Raw genomic sequence first — 19,011 nt, forward strand, 5'->3', positions numbered from 1 at the left:
CAAAGTTTTCTATAACCATTACGTCATAAACATATCACAGCGCTGAATTGCCGCCAGTTCACCGCCCGTTTAGTTTGCTATGGAACAAGTAATTGATTCATAGTGCTAATCACCTGTTCAACCTGAGCACTGCTGATATCAAGGTGGGTCACCAGACGCATCGCCTGTTGCGGCGGTACCAGAATGCCCTGTTCGCGTAATTCAGCCGACAATTGTCTGGCCTGCTCAGGATCCACAAAATTCAGATACACCATATTGGTTTGTGCTGGCTCGACGCTAAACTGGCCATGTTTTGACGCAATTTCACTTAGTCCCTCAGCCAGACGCTGCGCGTGGTGATGGTCTTCCGCCAGGCGCTGAACATGATTATCCAACGCATAGTCGACCGCTGCGGCAAGCACTCCGGCCTGACGCATACCGCCGCCAAGCATTTTCCGCCAACGCCGGGCGCGCCCGACAATCGCTGCAGACCCACATAGCATCGACCCAACAGGCGCACCCAGGCCTTTCGAAAAGCACACCGACACACTGTCAAACGGGGCCGCTAATTCAGCCACCGACAAACCAGTTGCTATGCTCGCATTGAATAAACGGGCACCATCAAGATGCAAATTCAGGCCGTATTTATCCGCCAGCTCGCGCGCTTCCAGCATTGCCTGCTGTGGCACAACTTTGCCAACGTGGGTATTCTCCAGCGCTATCAGCCGCGAAATAGGAAAATGCGGGTCATCGGCCTTAATCGCGCCTTCAATATCGCTAATCTGCACACTGCCATCAGCCTGCAGCGGAAGCGTTTGCGGCACAATACCGCCCAGCACCGCCGCGCCACCCGCTTCATATTTGTAAGTGTGGTATGGCGCCCCGACCAGATACTCTTCACCGCGCTGACACTGACTCATAATACCGAGCAGGTTACTCTGCGTGCCGCTGCTGCAGAACAAGGCTGCCTCCTTGCCAAGCAGTCCGGCGACGCGTTGCTCAAGGGCATTCACCGTCGGGTCTTCCCCGTACACATCGTCGCCGACTTGCGCGGAGGCCATGGCATCGCGCATCGCCGGGGTCGGTTTAGTTAGGGTATCGCTGCGTAAATCAATCATGGGTTCCGGCTGCATTCAGCATCTCCTGAAATTTTAACTACACTTATTTCGACTACACGTATTTTAACTACACTTATTAGTACACCGTTGTACACAAGGAGTTTTTTACTATGCGAATTCTTATCGCGATCTTATTACCCTGGCTGGCATTTTTCACCATCGGCCGTCCATTCGCAGGTATTATTTGTCTTATCCTTCAGTTGACTTTGATCGGTTGGGCTCCAGCCGCTATCTGGGCCGCTTTCTCAGTCAACAAGCATTACGTTGATAAAAACACCTGATTAAAGAGCGTGATAATTTTTCTAACCAACGTGTTTCTAAATAAAAACGCCGGCGCTTGAGAAAACGCCGGCGTTTTGCTGTCCCCCACCCAGGTGTCTAACCTAAGTGTCTAACCTGAAACATGCACTAAGACTACCAGATTTTTACCCGCACCTCTTCACCACGGTACATGTCATCATCTTCACTGACATCATAGGCTTCATAGAATTCAGGCATATTAGACAAGACACCTAACACGCGGTATTTACCCGGCGAATGAGGACCCTGCACCACCTGACGACGCAAGGCTTCATCGCGGAATTTAATCCGCCAGATCTGACCCCAGCCAGCAAAGAAACGCTGCTCCGCAGTCATGCCATCAATCTCAGGTCCGGCTTCACCATTCAGTGAGTTCTGGTAAGCGCGGTAGGAAACCGTTAAGCCACCCAAATCAGCAATGTTCTCACCCAGCCCCAGGGCGCCCTGCAATTGCAGGTCGTCGATGGGATTAAAGGCACTGTACTGATCAATCATTTGTTGAGCACGCTCGGTAAACTGGCTCTCGTCTTCAGCGCTCCACCAGTCACGCAGGTTGCCCTCGCCATCTGAACGACGACCCTGGTCATCAAAACCATGGGTGATTTCATGGCCAATAACGCCGCCAATGGCGCCGTAGTTAACCGCGTCATCCGCTTCTACATTGAAAAACGGCGGCTGCAGAATAGCGGCCGGGAATACAATCTCGTTCATGGTGGAACGATAATAAGCATTCACCGTTTGTGGCGTCATGCCCCAGTCATCCGGATCAACTTCTTCACCCAGACGGTCAATCATGCGCTGATATTCACACTGACTGCTGCGCTGCATATTGCCGTACAGATCGTCAGCGACAATGTTGAGGCAGTCATAGTCACGCCACTTGCTCGGGTAGCCAATTTTAGCGGTAAAGGTCGACAGCTTGGCCTGCGCTTCCTCTTTTGTTTCGTCCGTCATCCACTCAAGGTCATTGATTGCACCTTCGAACGCTACCATCAGGTTATCGATCATGTCCTGCATACGTTCGGCAGAGGCTTCCTGATAATGGCGGGCGACATACTCTTCACCCACCATAAAACCAAGTGCGTTCTCAACCATTGAAACACCACGCTTCTCGCGGTCACGCTGTTCTTCTAAACCTTGTAAAACCCGGCCATAAAAGTCGAAACTGGTGTCTGCAATTGCAGCCGGCAGGATCTCTGCAGACTGACGCAAAGTATGAAAACGCAGATAGGTTTGCCAGTCGGCCAGATCTACGTCGTCATACATCGCCGCAAAATCAGCAAAATAGGTCGGCTGACGCACTACCACCTCATTAATATCGACCTCAGCGGCAGCAAAGAAAGCGCTCCAGTCAAAGCCTGGCGCCTGTTCAGCCAGTTCATCCACAGTCAGTTTATTGTAGGTTGCCTGACGGTCACGGTTCTGTACCCGGCTCCACTGTGACTGCGCCAGTTTGCTTTCCAATGCCACTATGGTCTCAGCAGCCTGCTCGCCGCCTTCCCACTCAGCCGCCTCATACAGGGCCACAATGAAGGCTTTGTATTGTTGCAGCAGTTGCTGATTGCTTTCGCTGTCGTTGACGTAGTAATCGCGGTCCGGCAACCCAAGGCCAGCCTGACTGATACCGGTAATATACTGATCAGACTGCATTTGATCCTGGCCCACGAACAGCGCCACCGGAATACCAGCGCGACTGCGTTGCTGCTGGCCCCAGAACGATGCCAGCTGGTCATGGCTCTCAAGTTCGTCAATACGCGCCAGGGCGTCATCCAAGGGGCTTAAACCACGCTCTTCAATTTGCTCTTCATTCAGGAACGAGCGATACAGATCGCCAATTTTTTGCGCATCGCTGCCTTCTTCTGCATCCTGCTCAGCAAACTCTTTCACGATCGCCAGAACCTGCTGTTCAGCGCGTTCGCGCAATTCATCGAAACTTCCCCAGCGCGCCCGATCCGTCGGAATGTCCGTGCGTTCCAGCCACTGGCCATTGATATAACGAAAGAAATCGTCCTGCGGGCGAACACTGGTATCCATATTCTCCAGTTCAACGCCGGAGGTCAGTTCACCATATTCGCTGCTAACTGTGCTGCTCTGCTTGTCATTGTCTGTCGAAGACGGTTCCGAACAGGCGGCCGTTCCCAGCGCCATTGCTACACTAAGTGCGAGTAAAGATGTGCGTGTGATCAAAATGAGTCCCCTATAATTTACGAGCGCTTTCTATGGCCTTATGCCGACGCTCTTGATACATCTTGCTAAAAATACTGGTGAAGTTACTGATATTAAACAACACCCCAAAAACACTGCCGACCGCTACGGCATAGATAAGCCCCAGGCCTTCGGCGAGAATAAACCAGCGACGGATACTCTGCGCACTTTCCAGCACGATCGAGCCGACCGTAAAGACCAACGAAGAGGCGTAGGCGATAAAAAGTAACGCGCTATTGCCAATAACAAACCACTCCCACAGGCAAAACACCACATTGAACAGGACGAACAAATACAGAATCCAACGCTGACGGTACTTCATCGCAACGATATTGCGCACCGCGCCTAACAGCAGCGTTATGCCCGCGGCCATCGCCCCGAGCAGGAAAAAATGCCAGCTTAAAAACAGCAGTGCCAGCGCGGACACCAAACGATATCGATTAATCGTATTCTGGCGGTAGCCAATGAAGTTGACGATCAGTGCCAAAGCACCGAACAGATGCAGCGCGTAATCCAAGGTTTTTACCCTTACTCTATGGCGAAGGTATTGTTCTGAAACTCGTAGTCGACCACCAGCCCGGACTGATTAAAAAGCACATTAAGAGCCTTCAGCCCTGCCTGACCGCGGCCTTCGTCACGAAACTGATGCGAATAATTCCAGTAAACCTCTTCACCACTGCGGGTTACCGAATGGGGCCGCCCGAACCAGTTGGCGATTTGCCCGCTGTGGGTTTGCCCGCGAATAATAAGTCGATCCACATCGTCCTGTTGCAGGGTATCAAAGGATTGTCGTTGTCCGGCGGAGCTCCGGGCCGAGTCGCGCTGGCCAGGGATCTGGCTGGTAGCCGGGTCAGTCGGTGACTCATTCACCGAGCGCGTTGTCGTGGTACAGGCCGCAAGCAACAAGGATACTGTAAAAATCAGACCCGACTGTAGGGTGTTCATCGCATCCTCCTCACCAGTTATCCCACGGCGACTGCTGGCATTCCTGGTCATAGACATAATCACCGACCTCAATACCAAAGTCAGCGAAGGCCCCGGCGTTTAATTCAAGTGCCGCTCGAGCCGGTTGCTCGGAGGGGTAGCTGCGACACTGTGCAGGGTCGCCACTGCCACACGGCTCCATCGTTTCAATCTGCAGGATCTCGCCATCCGCGGCCAGATACGCAATATCCAGCGGCAACAGAGTCTGATACATCCAGAACGCGCGACGTTCGCTAAACAGGTAATAGAACAACATACCGCCCCGCTCGTCTAACTCTGTGCGCTGCATCAGGCCGCGGGCGCGGCTTGCAAAGTCACGGGCCAGCTCAACCTTAACCATTTCTGTCTGTTCCTGAGCCGAGCCCTGTTGCGGACTATAAAGGCACAGATCAATTTCCTGGACAGAGTCGCTTTCCAGGCTGGCTGAACAGGCCAGACTACCGCCCAGGCCCAACACTATTACACTCGCCAGGCTTATACGTCGTGTCGAATTCACTGTGCTGTCTCCCCAGCTTGCTGATAGCCGCTCATCAGCGCCTGCCAGTCAGTTTCAGTAAACGCAAAGTGTTCAATGCGTTGCTGTTCTTTATGCAGCGAGCGAAGCAACCGTTGCAGGTTCTGGCTTTTCCACTGCTCGTTATATGTCGTGTTCTGTTGCTTAGACTCTGTCACCCGGTGGCACTTATCAAAATCAATCAACCACACCCGCACCTCTGTGTCGTTCTCAGCCGGGTCGGCCAGCAAGATATTATGGCAATTCAGATCTGAGTGAAAAACCTGCTGCCGATGCAGCGCGCCAATCGCGCGTCCAACCTGCGCCCAGCCAGCTTCAGACAAGGGCTTTTGCGACAGATAAGCAAACAGATCAGAGTTACAGGGCAAACGCTCAATCAGAATGTCGGCGCGGTAAAACAACCCTTTGCTCTGCACCAGCGCCGCAATCGGCCGTGGCACCGGCAGTCCCTGCCCGTGCATCCAGTCTAGCAGTTCAAACTCAGCCACACTGCGTTTTGCGCCAGTGCGCAGAAACCAGTCGCGATTCACCTTACCGACCATGCCACCACGATAATAATGGCGCAACACCATGGGTAAGTCACTTAACTCGTTGTCAGCGGCAATAAAATAGGCCAGGTTTCGGCCGCCAGCCGAGCCACTGAGCATGCCTTGCTGTTGCCAGTATGTCATCTCAAAGTGCGCGGTTTTGGCCGGTGCTTTTAGTAGTGCCTTGTTCTCAACGATGCTCATTGTGCAGAGTCCTTTTGTGCGCGCTTTCTACCCGGCTCAGACCGCGCTAACAGCCCGGTTAACGCCGCCAGACTGCGTTCTGTGGCCCCACGATGACGGGCAAACAGTTGTTGTGCCTGGGCGCCCAAACGCTGTGCCGTGGCAGGTTCCACCAGTAAACCTAACCAGGTCTCGTGCAGGCTTTGGGTGTCATCGACCCAACGTACGGCCTGACGCGCATCGAGCTGACTATAGACGTCGGCAAAATTAAACACATGTCGACCGGAAACAATGGGTAAACCAAAGGCCATCGCCTCAAGCGGGTTGTGCCCGCCGCGTTCAATCAAACTGCCGCCAATGGTGGCAATGGTCGAAACCCCAAACCAGAGCAGCATTTCGCCCATGCTATCAGCCAGCAGTACCTGAGTATCAGCGGCCAGTGCTTGCTGGTCGCTTCGTCGCTGCATCCGCAGGCCACTGACGGCAACCAGTCGCGCCACCTCATCAAAACGCTCCTGATGGCGTGGCACCAGAATCAGCAAGCTGTCAGGCCGTGCCTGCAGCGTTTGCTTAAAGGCATCCAGCGCGATGCGCTCTTCCCCTTCGTGAGTACTGCCCACGGTAATCACCTGACGCCCGCCAAGTTGTGGTTTAAATTCGGCAACAGCGGCCTGTACCGCCTGACTGATCTGCACATCAAACTTAATATTGCCCAGTGCCTGCACCCGCTCCGGCTGACAACCTAAGGCTTTAAAGCGTTCGCTGCTGTCTTCATTCTGCGCGATGACCAGGCTTAGTGCCTGCCACACCGGTTTCATCAGTGCCCTTGCTTTGTGGTAGCCGCGCGCTGAACGCGCTGACATTCGTGCGTTGGCCAGCGCCACCGGAATCCCATGCTGATGGCATTGTGCGACCAGATTCGGCCACAGCTCAGTTTCCAGAATAACAAAGCCACGCGGTTGTACCCGCGACAAAAAGCGGCGCACCGCTAAGGGGGTGTCAAACGGCAGGTAGCAATGGTAAACACGCTCGCCGTACCAACGTTGCACCAGCTCCGAGCCCGTCGGCGTGGTGCAGGTTACGGTCACAGGTTGCTGTGGATTCAGGCTCAGGCAAAGGTCAATCAACGGCTTTGCCGCCATTAACTCGCCCACCGATACACAGTGGAAGACCCAACTGCCGCGAGCGCTTTGCGGAACCTTTTGCCAGCATCCGCGCTCTGACCAACGTTGACGGTAGCCCGGGTTATTGCGCCCGTGCCACCACAAATACAGGTAGATAAAAGGTAAAGCAAAGCTAAGCAGGATGCTGTACAGGGCGCGTAGCCATCCGCCTGGGATGCGCCCTGATCTGGGTTGTGACTTCACTGACAACTCTCTTTTTATTGATAAAAGGCCGGCTGCTGCCGATACACCTCGTTAACTGCCTATGATGCCAAAGGCCGCCGCGCAATTCTATGCATGGGCCCCGGAAAAAAGTACAATGACATTATGCATATTCAACAACTTCGAAAAGTAACAGCGATTGGTGGTGGCCATGGGCTTGGCCGTTTGATGTCGACGCTGTCCTTTCTTCGCCATCGCCTTATCGGCGTGGTTGCGACCACCGACAACGGTGGCGCCACTGGTTTACTGCGTCAGGCGCACAAATGTATTGCCTGGGGTGATATCCGTAACTGCTTATCGCAGCTCTCCAATCAGCCACTGGCCGCCGAAGTACTGAGTTATCGTTTTAATTCAGACTCCTCTCTGCATGGCCATAATTTTGGTAACCTGCTGCTCTACACCCTGGACGAACTGAGCGCGCGCCCGTTAGACGGTATTCAGCTACTCAGCCGCCTGTTAAAAGTCGACTGCCGTGTGCTGCCGATGAGCGAAGCGCCCACCGATTTAATTGCCGCCACCAACGAGCAGTTTGACTGCCATGGTGAAATCAGCGTCGATGATCTACCGCGCATGCCAACCCGATTGCAACTCTCGCCGCAGGTTAAAGCAACTCCCGAAGTACTGCGCCATATTCTGCACAGTGACCTGATTATCATTGGCCCCGGCAGCTTTTTAACCTCGGTGATGCCACCGCTGCTGGTCGGAGAAATCACGCGAGCTATCGCTGAAACGCCCGCAAAGGTAATTTTTATTGATAATCTGCTGGCAGAGTATAGTCCGGCTGGTCAACTCAGCCTCGACGATAAATTGCAGTGGATGAGCAATCAACTGGGGCTCAACCCGGTCGATTTAATTATCAGTAACAAGCCGCAGGGCTACCATGGCACGCTGCCGGTTATTACCGGAGTTGAAGCCGAGCCAGGTATGCCGCACCGGCATCAGCCAGACAGTTTACTGCAAGCACTTGAAAAGGCATTAGCCCAATTATCAAAATTAAAAAGGACAGCCGTATGACACCTCGTGCCCATTGCACTTCAAAGCCCTTAGCATCCCCTCTGAAACAAACGCTTTCTCCGCTCAAAAAGACCTTATTAAGCACCTGTCTGCTGGCCGGCACCGCCGCCATCAGCAGCGCGGCAGCACAAACCCTGCCGGTATTTCCGGATTCCGATTACAGCGACCAGGTCGCCACCGTTGAAGACATTCTCGGCTACCCGTTAGCCAGCAAGGTTTCTACCCCTGAAGCCATTCAGCGCTATTATCAACACCTTGCCGACCAACATCCGGATCGCATTCGCCTGCTGCCCTACGCGACCAGCTGGGAAGGTCGCCAGTTGTTCTATGTGGTAATTTCCAGCGCCGAAAACCTGGGTCAGCTTGACCAGTTCGAAAGCAATATGCGCCAACTGGCCGACCCACGCCAGTTGAACGATGACGACGCAGAGTCGTTGATTGAGCAAACCCCAGCTTCTATCTGGATCGCCAACAGCGTGCATGGCAATGAAATCAGCCCGGCCGAAGCCTCGATGGCAACCGCCTACCATTTACTCGCCGATCAGAGTGAGCGAACTGCTTCTCTGCTGGACGAGACGCTGATTTACATTGACCCAATGCAGAACCCCGACGGTCGCGCCCGCTTTGTCAGCCGCTATTACGCCACGGTTGGCCTGAACCCGTCGACCGACCGTATTTCCGCTGAACACAACGAGCCCTGGCCGAACGGCCGCACCAACCATTACCTGTTCGATATGAACCGTGACTGGCTGGCATTAACCCAACCAGAAACCCGTGGTCGTATCGACGCACTGTTAAACAGCTACCCGCTGATTTTTATCGATTCACACGAAATGGGTGGTGATCTCCCCTACTATTTCAGCCCCGAAGCCCATCCGTTCAATCCGCATATTACCGAGCCTCAGCGCGAAGTGTTGGAATGGGTTGGGCGCAGCAATGCGGGCTGGTTTGACGATTTCGGTTACGACTATTTCACCCGCGAGATTTTCGATGCCTTTTACCCCGGTTACGGAGCCAGCTGGCCGCTGTATCAGGGCGCTATTTCGATGACCTATGAAATGGGGTCCGCCCGCGGTCACCATTTCCGCACCCGCGACGGTGAAGTCCTGACCTACGGCGACGGCGTACAACAGAACTTCGTCGCCTTTATGTCGAGCATCGAGCTGGCGGCGGAACGCGGCGATGAACTGCAACAACGTTTCTACCAATACCGCAAAAACGCCATTGAACAAGGCAGCCGCGGTGACGTACGCAGCTATGTATTCCCGGCTACCCGCGATGCCGCCGGCCATCAAAAGCTGGCTGCTGTATTAAGCGAACAAGGCATTGAGGTTAAGGTTGCCGATGAAGGTTTCAGTGCCTGCGGCACTGACTATCAGGCCGGTGCTTATATCGTCAATGCGGCGCAGCCTACATACCATCTGATCCGCACCCTGCTGGATGAAAATGTGCCGATGGATGAAGACTTTATTGAAGAACAGGAACGGCTGCGGGCCAACAACCTGCCAGACCAGATTTACGATGTCACAGCCTGGTCACTGCCATTGATGTTCAACCTCGATGTCGAAGCCTGTGCAAGCGCACCACGTGTTGCCAGCACCACCTTTAGCGGTGAACGCATCGCCGCAGGCTCGGTAGAAAACCCGGACGCGGAATATGGCTATATCGTGCCCTGGGGCGATATGAATGCAGTTCGTTTCCTCTCGGCAGCAATCCAGCAAGGCTTACGCGTGCGTTCCAGTGATCTTGAGTTTATTCATGACAGCAAAGCACGCTTCCCTTCTGGTAGCCTGGTGCTGAGCCGCGCTGGTAATCCAGATGATCTGACTGAGGTTGTCACTCAACTGGCCAGCGACACCGGCGCTGAAGTCACCGGCATTGATTCAAGCTGGATGCGACAAGGCCCGAATGTGGGTTCAGCCAACGTCAAAACCATGCACGCACCCAACATTGCCATGGCCTGGGACGAACCTACCAATGTACTCAGTGCCGGTAGCACCCGTTTCGTGATTGAGCGTGAAGGCAACTACCCGGTCACTGCCATTCGCCCTGCCCAGCTGCGCAGCGCCGATTTAAGCCGTTACCAGGTGCTGATCCTGCCGGCCACTGCTTCGGGTGACTACAGCCAGGCATTTGGCGAACAAGGCAGTGAGCACATTCGCCGCTGGGTAGAAAACGGCGGTGTCCTTATCACTCTGGGTAACGCCACCCGCTTTGTAGTAGACGGTGAAAACCCGATGCTGAACTCGGCGGTTGAAAACAAAGTTCAGCCGGAAGAAGTGGCACGAATCAACCGTGATACCGCCGAACTGATTACCAATGACGCTCAGCTGAACCACCGCATTCAGGATCACGAAGCAGCACCGGACTGGGTCTCTGGGGTACTGGCCCGGGTTAATGTCGATCAAGAACATTGGCTGACCGCCGGAGTGCCTGAACAGGTGCATAGTTTGTTTGTCGGCCGTGACATTTATAGCCCGCTAACCATCAATCATGGCCGCAACGTGGCTTATTTTGCAGGCCCCGATGAGGTCCTGGCCAGTGGCTACCTGTGGCAAGAGAACCGTGAGCAAATCGCCTACAAACCCTTAGTAATGGTTCAGCCTCAGGGCCGCGGCATGGTCATCAGTTTCACGCAGGAGCCGAACTACCGCGCCTACATGGATGGCATGCAGGTGTTGCTGTTTAACGCCATTTTCCGTGGCGCCGCCCACGCGCAGCCAACGCGTTAGTGCCAAGCCTCGGTTAAGAGTGTTTAGATATGCAAACGGCCCCATTCGGGGCCGTTTTTTGTTCCGTGGGACGTCGTTTAGGTCAGTCACGACATTATGATAAACCCCCGTCACCTGCGAAATAATGGCGTAGACGACGAGCGCTATCAAACAGCGAAAAAAGTTATTCATTTAGTTCTCCTGTTGCCAGCTGGTCCTCAAACCAGGCTGCAGTCTCTGAGTTGGTTAATGAGGTGAGTAAGTCAAGCAAGTCTATGGTTTCTGTAATGTCGCTTGTCATGTAGTCAGCAATAAACTGATCGAACGTCTGCGCCCCCACTCTATTTTCCAGCTGCAGCAGCTTCAACGGCCCTAACCCGTAGTTCACCCGGTGCGAGGCGCGCTGATGCACATTTTCACGCCAGACAAATTCGGTGCCATCAGCCCGTTCCTGCCAGCTTTGCTTTAGTGACTGAAAGGCGTCGTCACCAAACTGAGATTGAATCTCGCGGGCGCCAACCAGCTCTGCAAATGACTCCGGTATCCAATAGTCATGCGACATCACGTTACCAATCGCGGTCCAGTTATGTGCCAGTTCATGACAGACCAACTGATAGCCAAACGGTGGTCGCTGCACATTGTTGCTGTTAATCGATAAGAAGTTAGCCCGCGCGAAACTTGGTCCCTGACGCTGCAAAAGCACCAGCGAGGCTGAATCTAACGGCCTGTTCTGACCAAATTTCTCGTTCAGTGAAGCGAGACAAGTCGCCCCAACTGAAGATAATTCGGTAGCAAGCTGCGTATTGGCGTCGTCGTAGATGACCGTAAACCCGTTTTCTTCCACCGCATTGTCATTTCGCGTGGCAAAGAAAGCTACATCAAGCTGAGGCGATGCACTTTCCAACAGTACCCAATTTTCTGCTCTGGTCGTCGAGCCAGGTGCATACACCCGCCAGGAATCGTCCAGCTGAATAGTGACCGTGCCCTGCATTGGCGTAGCAAAATTGGCAAATATCGGATGCCAGGCAGAATCAATCGTCAGGTGAATTCGCTCATCCGACACTTCATTGCCGTGGCCATCGTCGACATTGAGCTCGCCTGAATAGCTAAAGCTAACCCTGTGCGTGTCGTAACCAGATTCGAATTCCAGCACATGCTCGTTCCAGGGCGGAATCTGCGCGGACGCCTCACTTGAGTGACCCGCCAACGTTTCGCCTTCCACAGAGGCAACGTCAAAGCTGCCATTGAGAAACAACGTGACCTGATTGTTCTCGACAACTGCTTTAGGAATCGTGAGAGACAGTTCCACATCCACCTGACTGGTTGCGTGATTGAAACTTACATCAGTTACGTAGGCTGGTTCTTGGGCGTAAAGCACGCCTGAGGCAAGGGCTAATGCAATAGCTATGGCGTTGGCGCCGAGGTAAGCGTTGTTCATGGCATCCATTCCGATGTTAATTTATGGTTATAAACACCCTGTCCTATGCCATGTTTTGTTCCGTGTACAACCGTTAAAAAGGTACGGTAAGGCATGCTGCGCATGCCAACACGCCATATCCAACGTAGGGCATGCTGTGCATGCCACCGAGCGATATTTAACGGCATGCACAGCATGCCCTACAGAACGTTTACGAGCCGTCGGCGCTGATGCGGCTGGCGACGGCGCCGCGCTGGTCTTTGTATTTGGCGTCTTTGCGGGCGCTGTAGGGGCGTTCGCATGGCTCACTTAGGGTTTCGAAGCTGAGTGCGCCGATTTTCATCAGCGGGCGCAGTGCTAATGGCAATTTGCCGCTGTTGAACAGCTCGAGCACGATTTGCCCTGACCAGCCCGGGTCAATCCGGTGTGCGGTTACGTGCACCATCAGACCTAAACGAGCCAATGACGAGCGACCGTCTAACCAGCCGACCATATCAGCAGGTAGCGTCACCGACTCATGGGTCACCGCGATGGCGAATTCGCCCGGGTGAATAAAGAACTGGTCTTTCTCAGTCAGGATAATCTCGTCGCCGGTTACCCGGTCAATCGCGTTATTAATTTCATCGCGCGTGCCACTTAAATCAATGTAAGCCGCCGCGTGATCCTGCAATACCCGAAACTCGTTGCCGAGATGAATATCCACCGTCACCCCACTGATGTTGCGGCTCTCGGGCGCAGGCTCAATGGCAATGGTGCCCTTGGCTAGTTCTTGTTCTATTTGGGCATCGGTTAATCGCATATCTGAAGTGCTCTCCGGTGGTTTAAAACTCTAATTGTTCTTTGTTTGCTGTCTGTTGCAGCAGCGCATGCGCCCTATTCGGCCGCCTCATGCAACAGCTCCCAGGCGCTACTCGCCATCAACTGTGCGCTGCGCATAATGCGTTCGTTGTAGGGATGCTCCGGTTGATGGTACACCAGCGGCTCGCCCTCATCCATACTCAGGCGCAATGCCTTTAACAACGGCCACTGACCAAGCAGAGGAACTGACTGTTCACTTGCCACCATGGCGCCGCCGTCATGGCCAAAAATATCATCCAGCTTGCCGCAGGCGCTGCACTCAAAGCCGCTCATGTTCTCAAGTACGCCCAAAATAGGTACATCCACTTTGCGGAACATCGCAATGCCCTTCTCAGCATCGTTAAGTGCCACCGTTTGCGGCGTGGTCACCACCACAGCACCGGTCAGCGGTAGTTTCTGCGCCAGAGTCAGTTGCACATCACCAGTACCCGGCGGTAAATCAATTAGCAGATAATCAAGTTCCTGCCACTGGGTGTCGTTATACAGTTGCTGCAGCGCACCGCTTGCCATTGGCCCACGCCACACCGTCGCGTCTTTCGCATCCACCAAATACCCCAGCGAATTAACCTGCATATCGAAGCGCTGCAGCGGCAGCATTTTACGGTTGGGGGTGAAAGTCAGCTTCGCGTCCTGGTTCCCCAGCATGGTTGGCAGCGACGGGCCGTAAATATCCGCATCCAGAATTCCAACCCGGGCGCCGGTACGGGCCAGAGCCAGCGCTAAGTTAACGCAAACCGAGGATTTACCCACGCCCCCTTTACCTGAGGCTATCGCAATCACGTTCCTAGCCGCAGACGCCTGCCCGGCCCCTTTGCTTTGCGGCAAGGCTTCAACCGTGGTGGTGATACTCCAGTCATACTGGTTTAACTCGGTATCATCCGCAATTAAGCGCCTCGCTTCAGGCTCTGCGGCAAATGGTAAGGTCAACGCAATGCTGTCCCCGTCAACCTGCAACCACTTTGGTAAGAAACCCTGACTAAATATTTCGCTGCGTAACGCGCCACAGTGCGCTTTCAGTGCATCTGACATAGCAACCCCTGCTGAATTTCGATAAGATGTCGCCTATCGAAACGAACCTAACCTGATTGAGAAGATTCATGGCAGACACAAAACGACAGATTCTGGTGACCAACGCCCTTCCCTACGCCAACGGCCCGATCCATATAGGCCACATGCTAGGCTACATTCAGGCCGATATTTGGGTTCGCTATCAGAAAATGCGTGGTCATGACTGCCACTTCGTGTGTGCCGATGACGCTCATGGTACGCCTATTATGCTGAAGTCTCAGCAACTTGGCATTACCCCTGAGGCAATGATAGCGCAAATGAGCGACGCACATCAGGCCGATTTTGCCGAGTTCGGAGTGAGTTTTGATCACTATCATTCAACCCACTCGGAAGAGAACCGCGAACTGGCGTCGCTGATATACACGCGCCTGCGTGACAACGGTCATATCCAGACCCGCACCATCGAGCAATTGTTCGACCCTGAGCGCGAAATGTTCCTGCCGGATCGTTTCGTGAAAGGCACCTGCCCGGATTGCGGCGCTGAAGATCAGTACGGCGACAACTGCGATGTCTGTGGCGCTACTTATGGCCCGACCGACTTAAAAAACCCGGTATCCGCGGTGTCAGGCGCAACCCCGGTACTGCGTGAATCCGAGCATTACTTCTTCGACCTGCCCGCTTTCGGCGACATGCTCAAAGCCTGGACCCGTTCAGGTTCCTTGCAGGACGAGATGGCCAACAAGCTCAACGAGTGGTTCGAACAAGGCCTGCAACAGTGGGACATCAGCCGCGACGCACCGTACTTTGGCTTTGAAATCCCCGATGCGCCGGGCAAATACTTCTACGTCTGGCTCGATGCGCCAATTGGCTACATGAGTAGCTTTAAAGCCTATTGTGCGAAGAACGGCCTGAACTTTGACGACTACTGGCAGGAAGACAGCAAAGCTGAGGTGTACCACTTTATCGGCAAAGACATTATCTACTTCCACAGCCTGTTCTGGCCTGCGATGCTCAAAGGCGCGCAATTCCGCCAGCCGACCAATGTGTGGGCGCACGGTTTTATCACCGTCAACGGCACCAAAATGTCGAAGTCCAAAGGCACTTTCATTATGGCGCGCACCTACCTGGATCATTTAAACCCAGAGTACCTGCGCTACTACTTCGCCGCCAAACTGACCTCACGCATTGACGATCTCGATCTCAACCTGACCGACTTCGCCCAGCGCGTGAACTCTGACTTAGTAGGTAAAGTGGTCAATATCGCCAGCCGCTGTGCAGGCTTTATCGCCAAGAAGTTCGACGGCAAGTTATCGGACACCGTGGCCGAGCCTGAGCTGCTCAAACAGTTCACCGACGCCGCCGACAGCATTGCCGAGAGCTTTGAAAAGCGCGAATTCAGCCGCGCGATGCGCGACATCATGACCCTCGCCGACCGTGCCAACGAATACATTGCGATTAAAGAGCCATGGCAGCTCGCCAAAGACGAAACCAAACAGCAGGAAGTGCAGGACGTCTGCTCTATGGGCATTCATATGTTCCGTGCGCTGATGATTTACCTGACCCCTGTGGTGCCAGAGCTTTCCAAGCAGGCACAGGAATTCTTAAACGACGACTTTACCTGGGACAGCGCTAAACAAGTACTGACCGGCCACAAAATCAGTAAGTTCAAGGCGCTGCTGCAACGCGTGCCAATGGAGAAGATTGAAGCGATGATCGAAGACTCAAAAGAAGCGATGCAAGCCCAACAGGCACCGGCCAACCCGCATATGGCCGATGACCCGATTAGCGAAGAAATTGAGTTCAACGATTTCGCCAAAGTCGACCTGCGCGTGGCTAAAATTGCCAACGCCGAGCACGTTGAAGGCGCGGATAAGCTGTTAAAGCTGACCTTAGACTTAGGCGGCGAAACCCGTCAGGTGTTTGCCGGCATTAAATCAGCCTACAACCCGGAAGATTTAATTGGCCAGCACACCGTGATGGTCGCCAACCTCAAGCCTCGCAAAATGCGCTTTGGTATGTCTGAAGGCATGGTGCTGGCAGCAGGCCCGGGCGGTAAAGAAATTTACATCATGAACCCGCACGACGGTGCCGAGCCTGGGATGCGAGTAAGTTAATGGCCGGACAACTGATTATTAAGCAGGGCAAAGAAAAAGCCCTGCTGCGCAAGCACCCGTGGGTATTTACCGGCGCTGTGGCGAAAATTAAAGGCAAACCAGGCCTTGGCGACACCGTTGAGGTGCTCGACACGCGCGGTAACTTCTTAGGCCGCGCCGCCTACTCGCCGCACTCACAAATTTGCGGGCGCATCTGGACCTTTGACGCCAACGAGCAAGTGGACTTTGAGTTCTTCAAAGGCCGCATTGAACGAGCGCTGCGCATGCGCCAGGCGGTATTGCCTGAAGGCACCACCGGCTATCGTTTAATTGCAGGTGAGTCCGACGCATTGCCGGGCATTACCATCGATATATACGCCAACTGGATTGTCTGCCAGCTGTTATCCGCCGGTGCCGAACTGCAACGCGGCGTGATTGTTGAGGCGCTACGCAGCGTGTTCCCTGAGCACAACGTGTATGAGCGCTCAGACGTCGACGTGCGCAAAAAAGAGGGCTTAGAGCAGGTTACCGGTGTGTTGCATGGCGGTTCCCACGGCAAGAACGACGTGCCAGAAGAGCTGGTAATTGAAGAGAACGGATTGAAGCTATACGTGGATATCGTCAAAGGCCACAAAACCGGTTACTACCTGGATCAGCGCGACGCCCGCCAGGCGATTAAGAAGTACGCCAAAGGCAAACGCGTACTCAACTGCTTTAGCTACACCGGCGGATTTGGTTTGTATGCCGCCGCCGCAGGAGCAAGCTTCGTGCGCAACCTGGATATGTCACAGCCATCGCTCGATATCGCCAAGCGCAATCTAACCTTAAACGGTCTGGACGACGTTGACGTAGAGCACGTGCAAGGTGATGTGTTCCAACTACTGCGTGAATACCTTTCCGAAGACAAGGGTGGCGAGAAGTTTGACGTCATCGTGCTCGACCCACCCAAGTTCGTCGACTCCAAAGCCAGCCTGACACGCGCCTGCCGCGGCTACAAAGACATCAACCGCTTGGCAGCTAAACTACTCAACCCAGGTGGCATACTGATGACCTTCTCATGCTCAGGCTTACTCAGCACCGAGCTATTCCAGAAAGTCGTCGCCGATGGCGTACTCGACGCAGGCCGCGAGATGCAAATCATCGACCGCACCTACCAGGCCGCCGACCACCCAGTGTCACTGCCCTACCCTGAAGGGTTGTATTTGAAGGGGTTGGTGGTGAGGTTGGTTGGTTGATAGCATATTTACGGTTTCGGGTTTATTTTCCCAAAGACCATGGGTTAAAATGACACAATGATATTTTTTTATTAAATTTATAGGCGAATTTAAGTGCCACTAGCAGAATTAAGAAAGCTGATAGAGCGTTTTAAGCAACAGGGAGATAACACCCCTATAGCGCTAAATGATATAGATGCTCGTATTTGTGCGATTCAAGAGATTATAAGTATGTGTACTAAAGAGATACGTGCATTTATCTTTTTTGATGAGCATGGAGAAAGTGAGCTTTTTGATGTACTAGCTGATGAGCATGTAAGTAGACAGCTCTCTAAAGCTTTAAACCATACCTCGATAAAAATAGTTACTAATAACACCTCGGAATTAAAAAAACTAAGCTTTGTTAATAGGAATCTTGATGATGGAACTAAAAAGCTATTTATCAACCCCATCCCCAGAAAGCTCAAAGATGAAATAATTCAAGATACTCTTGATAATGAATTTTTTTTAGCAGCGCCCGGACACTTAGTTTTTCTAGGTCGGTATGCAATTGAAAATAATGAGAAACTTGCAGAGGTAAGCTCATTTCTTAGTCTCTTCGACTCAGGTTTTTACGAAACTTTAGCTCAGTACTTTGATACCACAGTGTCTAGAGTTACGGATGGAGAGTTTCGCTAAATGTCTTCGCTAATTGAACCTGTACTACTTAATGATTTTGCACCATTTTTAAGTGTAGCTATGGCTATAAATTTTGTATCATCATTTTGGGATGGAGTTAGAAATAAAGCGGTTAACAATCTTGACTCTCACAGAGATAGCTTCATCTCTGAACTAAATGCTGTTTATACTAGTGGTGATTCTGAGCGGTCTGAGTCTGTTGTAAATTTAAGCAATGAGGCTGAAACTTATAAGCAGAAACTATCCTGGCTATCAATTCTTGCAACTACTATCAGCGTTCTCGTTGTAATATCTTTATTTATTTTATTAGCCTGGATAGGTTTCGTCCCAAAACAGGAGCTTACTGTAGCTCAAGCAATGTTGATTACGAGTTTAAGTATCATCCCATCCGCCTTATTAAGAGCCTATGGAACATATTATTCTAAAATATCCGTCAACAAACTTAAAATAAAAAGCGAAATCATGAAGTCGGCTGCAAAAGCGGCGATACAAGATAATCAGCAAGCCGCTTATAAGAAAAGCCCAAAGAAATAGATTTTTCAATCGATACAGCAGCGGTGAGATTTAAAGTTATCACTTATCGCAATTCCGGGCGTCCGTGCTGAACGCTTTGCTTCCAGCCTAGGTTCAAGCACTACGCCTACATCTTTGTATCGCGCCAAAACATTATCATAGTGTCGGTACCCTTGTAGAAAGAAGCCTATTGTATTTTCCTGCTGAGTCGACCTTTCTCCTGAAATACCACCACATTATCAATGAGATTTCAGTTTTAATGCCAAATGTTTTGCATATTCAGCTGGCGGAAAATATTTCAGTCAGGCGC

At 52.7% G+C, this 19,011-nt stretch carries 17 protein-coding genes; 7 read left to right on the forward strand and 10 right to left on the reverse strand.

From position 1 onward, the window contains the following. Window positions 1-77 precede the first annotated feature (77 nt). Window positions 78-1,112 (reverse strand): low-specificity L-threonine aldolase, encoded by a 1,035-nt coding sequence (ltaE, locus tag CWE12_RS02210; RefSeq protein WP_241984111.1) that lies wholly within the window; start codon window positions 1,110-1,112, stop codon window positions 78-80. A gap of 95 nt (window positions 1,113-1,207) precedes the next feature. Between ltaE and CWE12_RS02215 the strand changes: the two genes are divergently transcribed. Further along, window positions 1,208-1,378 carry a YqaE/Pmp3 family membrane protein gene (locus CWE12_RS02215; RefSeq protein WP_126788038.1) on the forward strand — a complete coding sequence of 57 codons (171 nt, stop codon included), beginning with the start codon at window positions 1,208-1,210 and terminating at the stop codon, window positions 1,376-1,378. A gap of 133 nt (window positions 1,379-1,511) precedes the next feature. Here the strand turns inward: CWE12_RS02215 and CWE12_RS02220 are convergent, their stop codons facing one another. Genes CWE12_RS02220 through waaA form a run of 6 tightly spaced genes read right to left on the reverse strand, consistent with a single transcriptional unit; the run spans window position 1,512 to window position 7,177 of the window. Next, the gene (locus CWE12_RS02220; RefSeq protein ID WP_241984112.1) at window positions 1,512-3,584 is read right to left on the reverse strand and encodes a M13 family metallopeptidase; all 2,073 of its coding nucleotides are present in this window, start codon (window positions 3,582-3,584) and stop codon (window positions 1,512-1,514) included. 10 nt (window positions 3,585-3,594) lie between these two features. Then, window positions 3,595-4,119, reverse strand: coding sequence for a YgjV family protein (locus CWE12_RS02225; protein ID WP_126788039.1), 525 nt, complete (start codon window positions 4,117-4,119; stop codon window positions 3,595-3,597). Between the two features lie 11 nt (window positions 4,120-4,130). After that, window positions 4,131-4,547: a hypothetical protein gene (locus CWE12_RS02230; RefSeq protein WP_126788040.1), complete on the reverse strand. Its 417-nt coding sequence runs from the start codon at window positions 4,545-4,547 to the stop codon at window positions 4,131-4,133. Window positions 4,548-4,557: 10 nt separating this feature from the next. Then, window positions 4,558-5,082: a DUF192 domain-containing protein gene (locus CWE12_RS02235; RefSeq protein ID WP_241984113.1), complete on the reverse strand. Its 525-nt coding sequence runs from the start codon at window positions 5,080-5,082 to the stop codon at window positions 4,558-4,560. Beyond that, complete coding sequence (locus tag CWE12_RS02240) at window positions 5,079-5,831, reverse strand: 3-deoxy-D-manno-octulosonic acid kinase (RefSeq protein ID WP_126788041.1); 753 nt, start codon at window positions 5,829-5,831, stop codon at window positions 5,079-5,081. Before CWE12_RS02240 ends, CWE12_RS02235 begins: the two co-directional genes overlap by 4 nt. After that, window positions 5,828-7,177 carry a lipid IV(A) 3-deoxy-D-manno-octulosonic acid transferase gene (waaA, locus tag CWE12_RS02245; protein WP_157981908.1) on the reverse strand — a complete coding sequence of 450 codons (1,350 nt, stop codon included), beginning with the start codon at window positions 7,175-7,177 and terminating at the stop codon, window positions 5,828-5,830. Before waaA ends, CWE12_RS02240 begins: the two co-directional genes overlap by 4 nt. A 123-nt stretch (window positions 7,178-7,300) precedes the next feature. On the opposite strand from waaA, the gene CWE12_RS02250 reads away from it, so the two are divergent. Together CWE12_RS02250 and CWE12_RS02255 are read left to right on the forward strand one after the other, a co-directional pair. After that, window positions 7,301-8,209, forward strand: coding sequence for a gluconeogenesis factor YvcK family protein (locus CWE12_RS02250; protein WP_126788043.1), 909 nt, complete (start codon window positions 7,301-7,303; stop codon window positions 8,207-8,209). Continuing rightward, a complete protein-coding gene (locus tag CWE12_RS02255) occupies window positions 8,206-10,941 on the forward strand; it encodes a M14 family metallopeptidase (RefSeq protein WP_126788044.1) in 2,736 nt (911 codons plus the stop codon). The genes CWE12_RS02250 and CWE12_RS02255 overlap by 4 nt, the downstream gene beginning before the upstream one ends. 163 nt (window positions 10,942-11,104) lie before the next feature. Here the strand turns inward: CWE12_RS02255 and CWE12_RS02260 are convergent, their stop codons facing one another. The 3 genes from CWE12_RS02260 to apbC all read right to left on the reverse strand — a co-directional run bounded on the left by CWE12_RS02260 (window position 11,105) and on the right by apbC (window position 14,224). After that, a complete protein-coding gene (locus CWE12_RS02260) occupies window positions 11,105-12,358 on the reverse strand; it encodes a gluzincin family metallopeptidase (protein WP_126788045.1) in 1,254 nt (417 codons plus the stop codon). A 190-nt stretch (window positions 12,359-12,548) separates the two neighbouring features. Further along, entirely contained in the window at window positions 12,549-13,136 is a 588-nt protein-coding gene (gene dcd, locus CWE12_RS02265) for a dCTP deaminase (RefSeq protein WP_126788046.1), read from the reverse strand. Window positions 13,137-13,210: 74 nt separating this feature from the next. Next, on the reverse strand, window positions 13,211-14,224 hold the full coding sequence (gene apbC / locus CWE12_RS02270; protein ID WP_126788047.1) for an iron-sulfur cluster carrier protein ApbC: 1,014 nt from the start codon (window positions 14,222-14,224) through the stop codon (window positions 13,211-13,213). 68 nt (window positions 14,225-14,292) lie between these two features. Here apbC and metG point away from each other — a divergent pair, with 68 nt between their 5' ends. From metG to CWE12_RS02290, 4 genes are all read left to right on the forward strand, one after another. Beyond that, window positions 14,293-16,317 carry a methionine--tRNA ligase gene (metG, locus tag CWE12_RS02275; RefSeq protein ID WP_126788048.1) on the forward strand — a complete coding sequence of 675 codons (2,025 nt, stop codon included), beginning with the start codon at window positions 14,293-14,295 and terminating at the stop codon, window positions 16,315-16,317. Then, a complete protein-coding gene (locus tag CWE12_RS02280) occupies window positions 16,317-17,531 on the forward strand; it encodes a class I SAM-dependent rRNA methyltransferase (protein WP_126788049.1) in 1,215 nt (404 codons plus the stop codon). Before metG ends, CWE12_RS02280 begins: the two co-directional genes overlap by 1 nt. Before the next feature lie 93 nt (window positions 17,532-17,624). Next, complete coding sequence (locus tag CWE12_RS02285) at window positions 17,625-18,188, forward strand: hypothetical protein (RefSeq protein ID WP_126788050.1); 564 nt, start codon at window positions 17,625-17,627, stop codon at window positions 18,186-18,188. Then, window positions 18,189-18,722, forward strand: a complete 534-nt coding sequence (locus CWE12_RS02290; RefSeq protein ID WP_126788051.1) for a hypothetical protein — start codon at window positions 18,189-18,191, stop codon at window positions 18,720-18,722. Window positions 18,723-19,011 lie beyond the last annotated feature (289 nt).

The sequence above is a fragment of the Aliidiomarina sedimenti genome, from assembly GCF_003986955.1.
Lineage (GTDB): Bacteria > Pseudomonadota > Gammaproteobacteria > Enterobacterales > Alteromonadaceae > Aliidiomarina > Aliidiomarina sedimenti.

Excerpts from the sequence above, each read along its gene's own strand:
- apbC (WP_126788047.1), bottom strand. The coding sequence starts at position 14,224 with ATGTCAGATGCACTGAAAGCGCACTGTGGCGCGTTACGCAGCGAAATA.
- dcd (WP_126788046.1), bottom strand. The coding sequence starts at position 13,136 with ATGCGATTAACCGATGCCCAAATAGAACAAGAACTAGCCAAGGGCACC.
- CWE12_RS02280 (WP_126788049.1), top strand. The coding sequence starts at position 16,317 with ATGGCCGGACAACTGATTATTAAGCAGGGCAAAGAAAAAGCCCTGCTG.
- CWE12_RS02255 (WP_126788044.1), top strand. The coding sequence starts at position 8,206 with ATGACACCTCGTGCCCATTGCACTTCAAAGCCCTTAGCATCCCCTCTG.
- CWE12_RS02240 (WP_126788041.1), bottom strand. The coding sequence starts at position 5,831 with ATGAGCATCGTTGAGAACAAGGCACTACTAAAAGCACCGGCCAAAACC.
- ltaE (WP_241984111.1), bottom strand. The coding sequence starts at position 1,112 with ATGCAGCCGGAACCCATGATTGATTTACGCAGCGATACCCTAACTAAA.
- CWE12_RS02260 (WP_126788045.1), bottom strand. The coding sequence starts at position 12,358 with ATGAACAACGCTTACCTCGGCGCCAACGCCATAGCTATTGCATTAGCC.
- metG (WP_126788048.1), top strand. The coding sequence starts at position 14,293 with ATGGCAGACACAAAACGACAGATTCTGGTGACCAACGCCCTTCCCTAC.
- CWE12_RS02250 (WP_126788043.1), top strand. The coding sequence starts at position 7,301 with ATGCATATTCAACAACTTCGAAAAGTAACAGCGATTGGTGGTGGCCAT.
- CWE12_RS02215 (WP_126788038.1), top strand. The coding sequence starts at position 1,208 with ATGCGAATTCTTATCGCGATCTTATTACCCTGGCTGGCATTTTTCACC.
- CWE12_RS02230 (WP_126788040.1), bottom strand. The coding sequence starts at position 4,547 with ATGAACACCCTACAGTCGGGTCTGATTTTTACAGTATCCTTGTTGCTT.
- CWE12_RS02290 (WP_126788051.1), top strand. The coding sequence starts at position 18,189 with ATGTCTTCGCTAATTGAACCTGTACTACTTAATGATTTTGCACCATTT.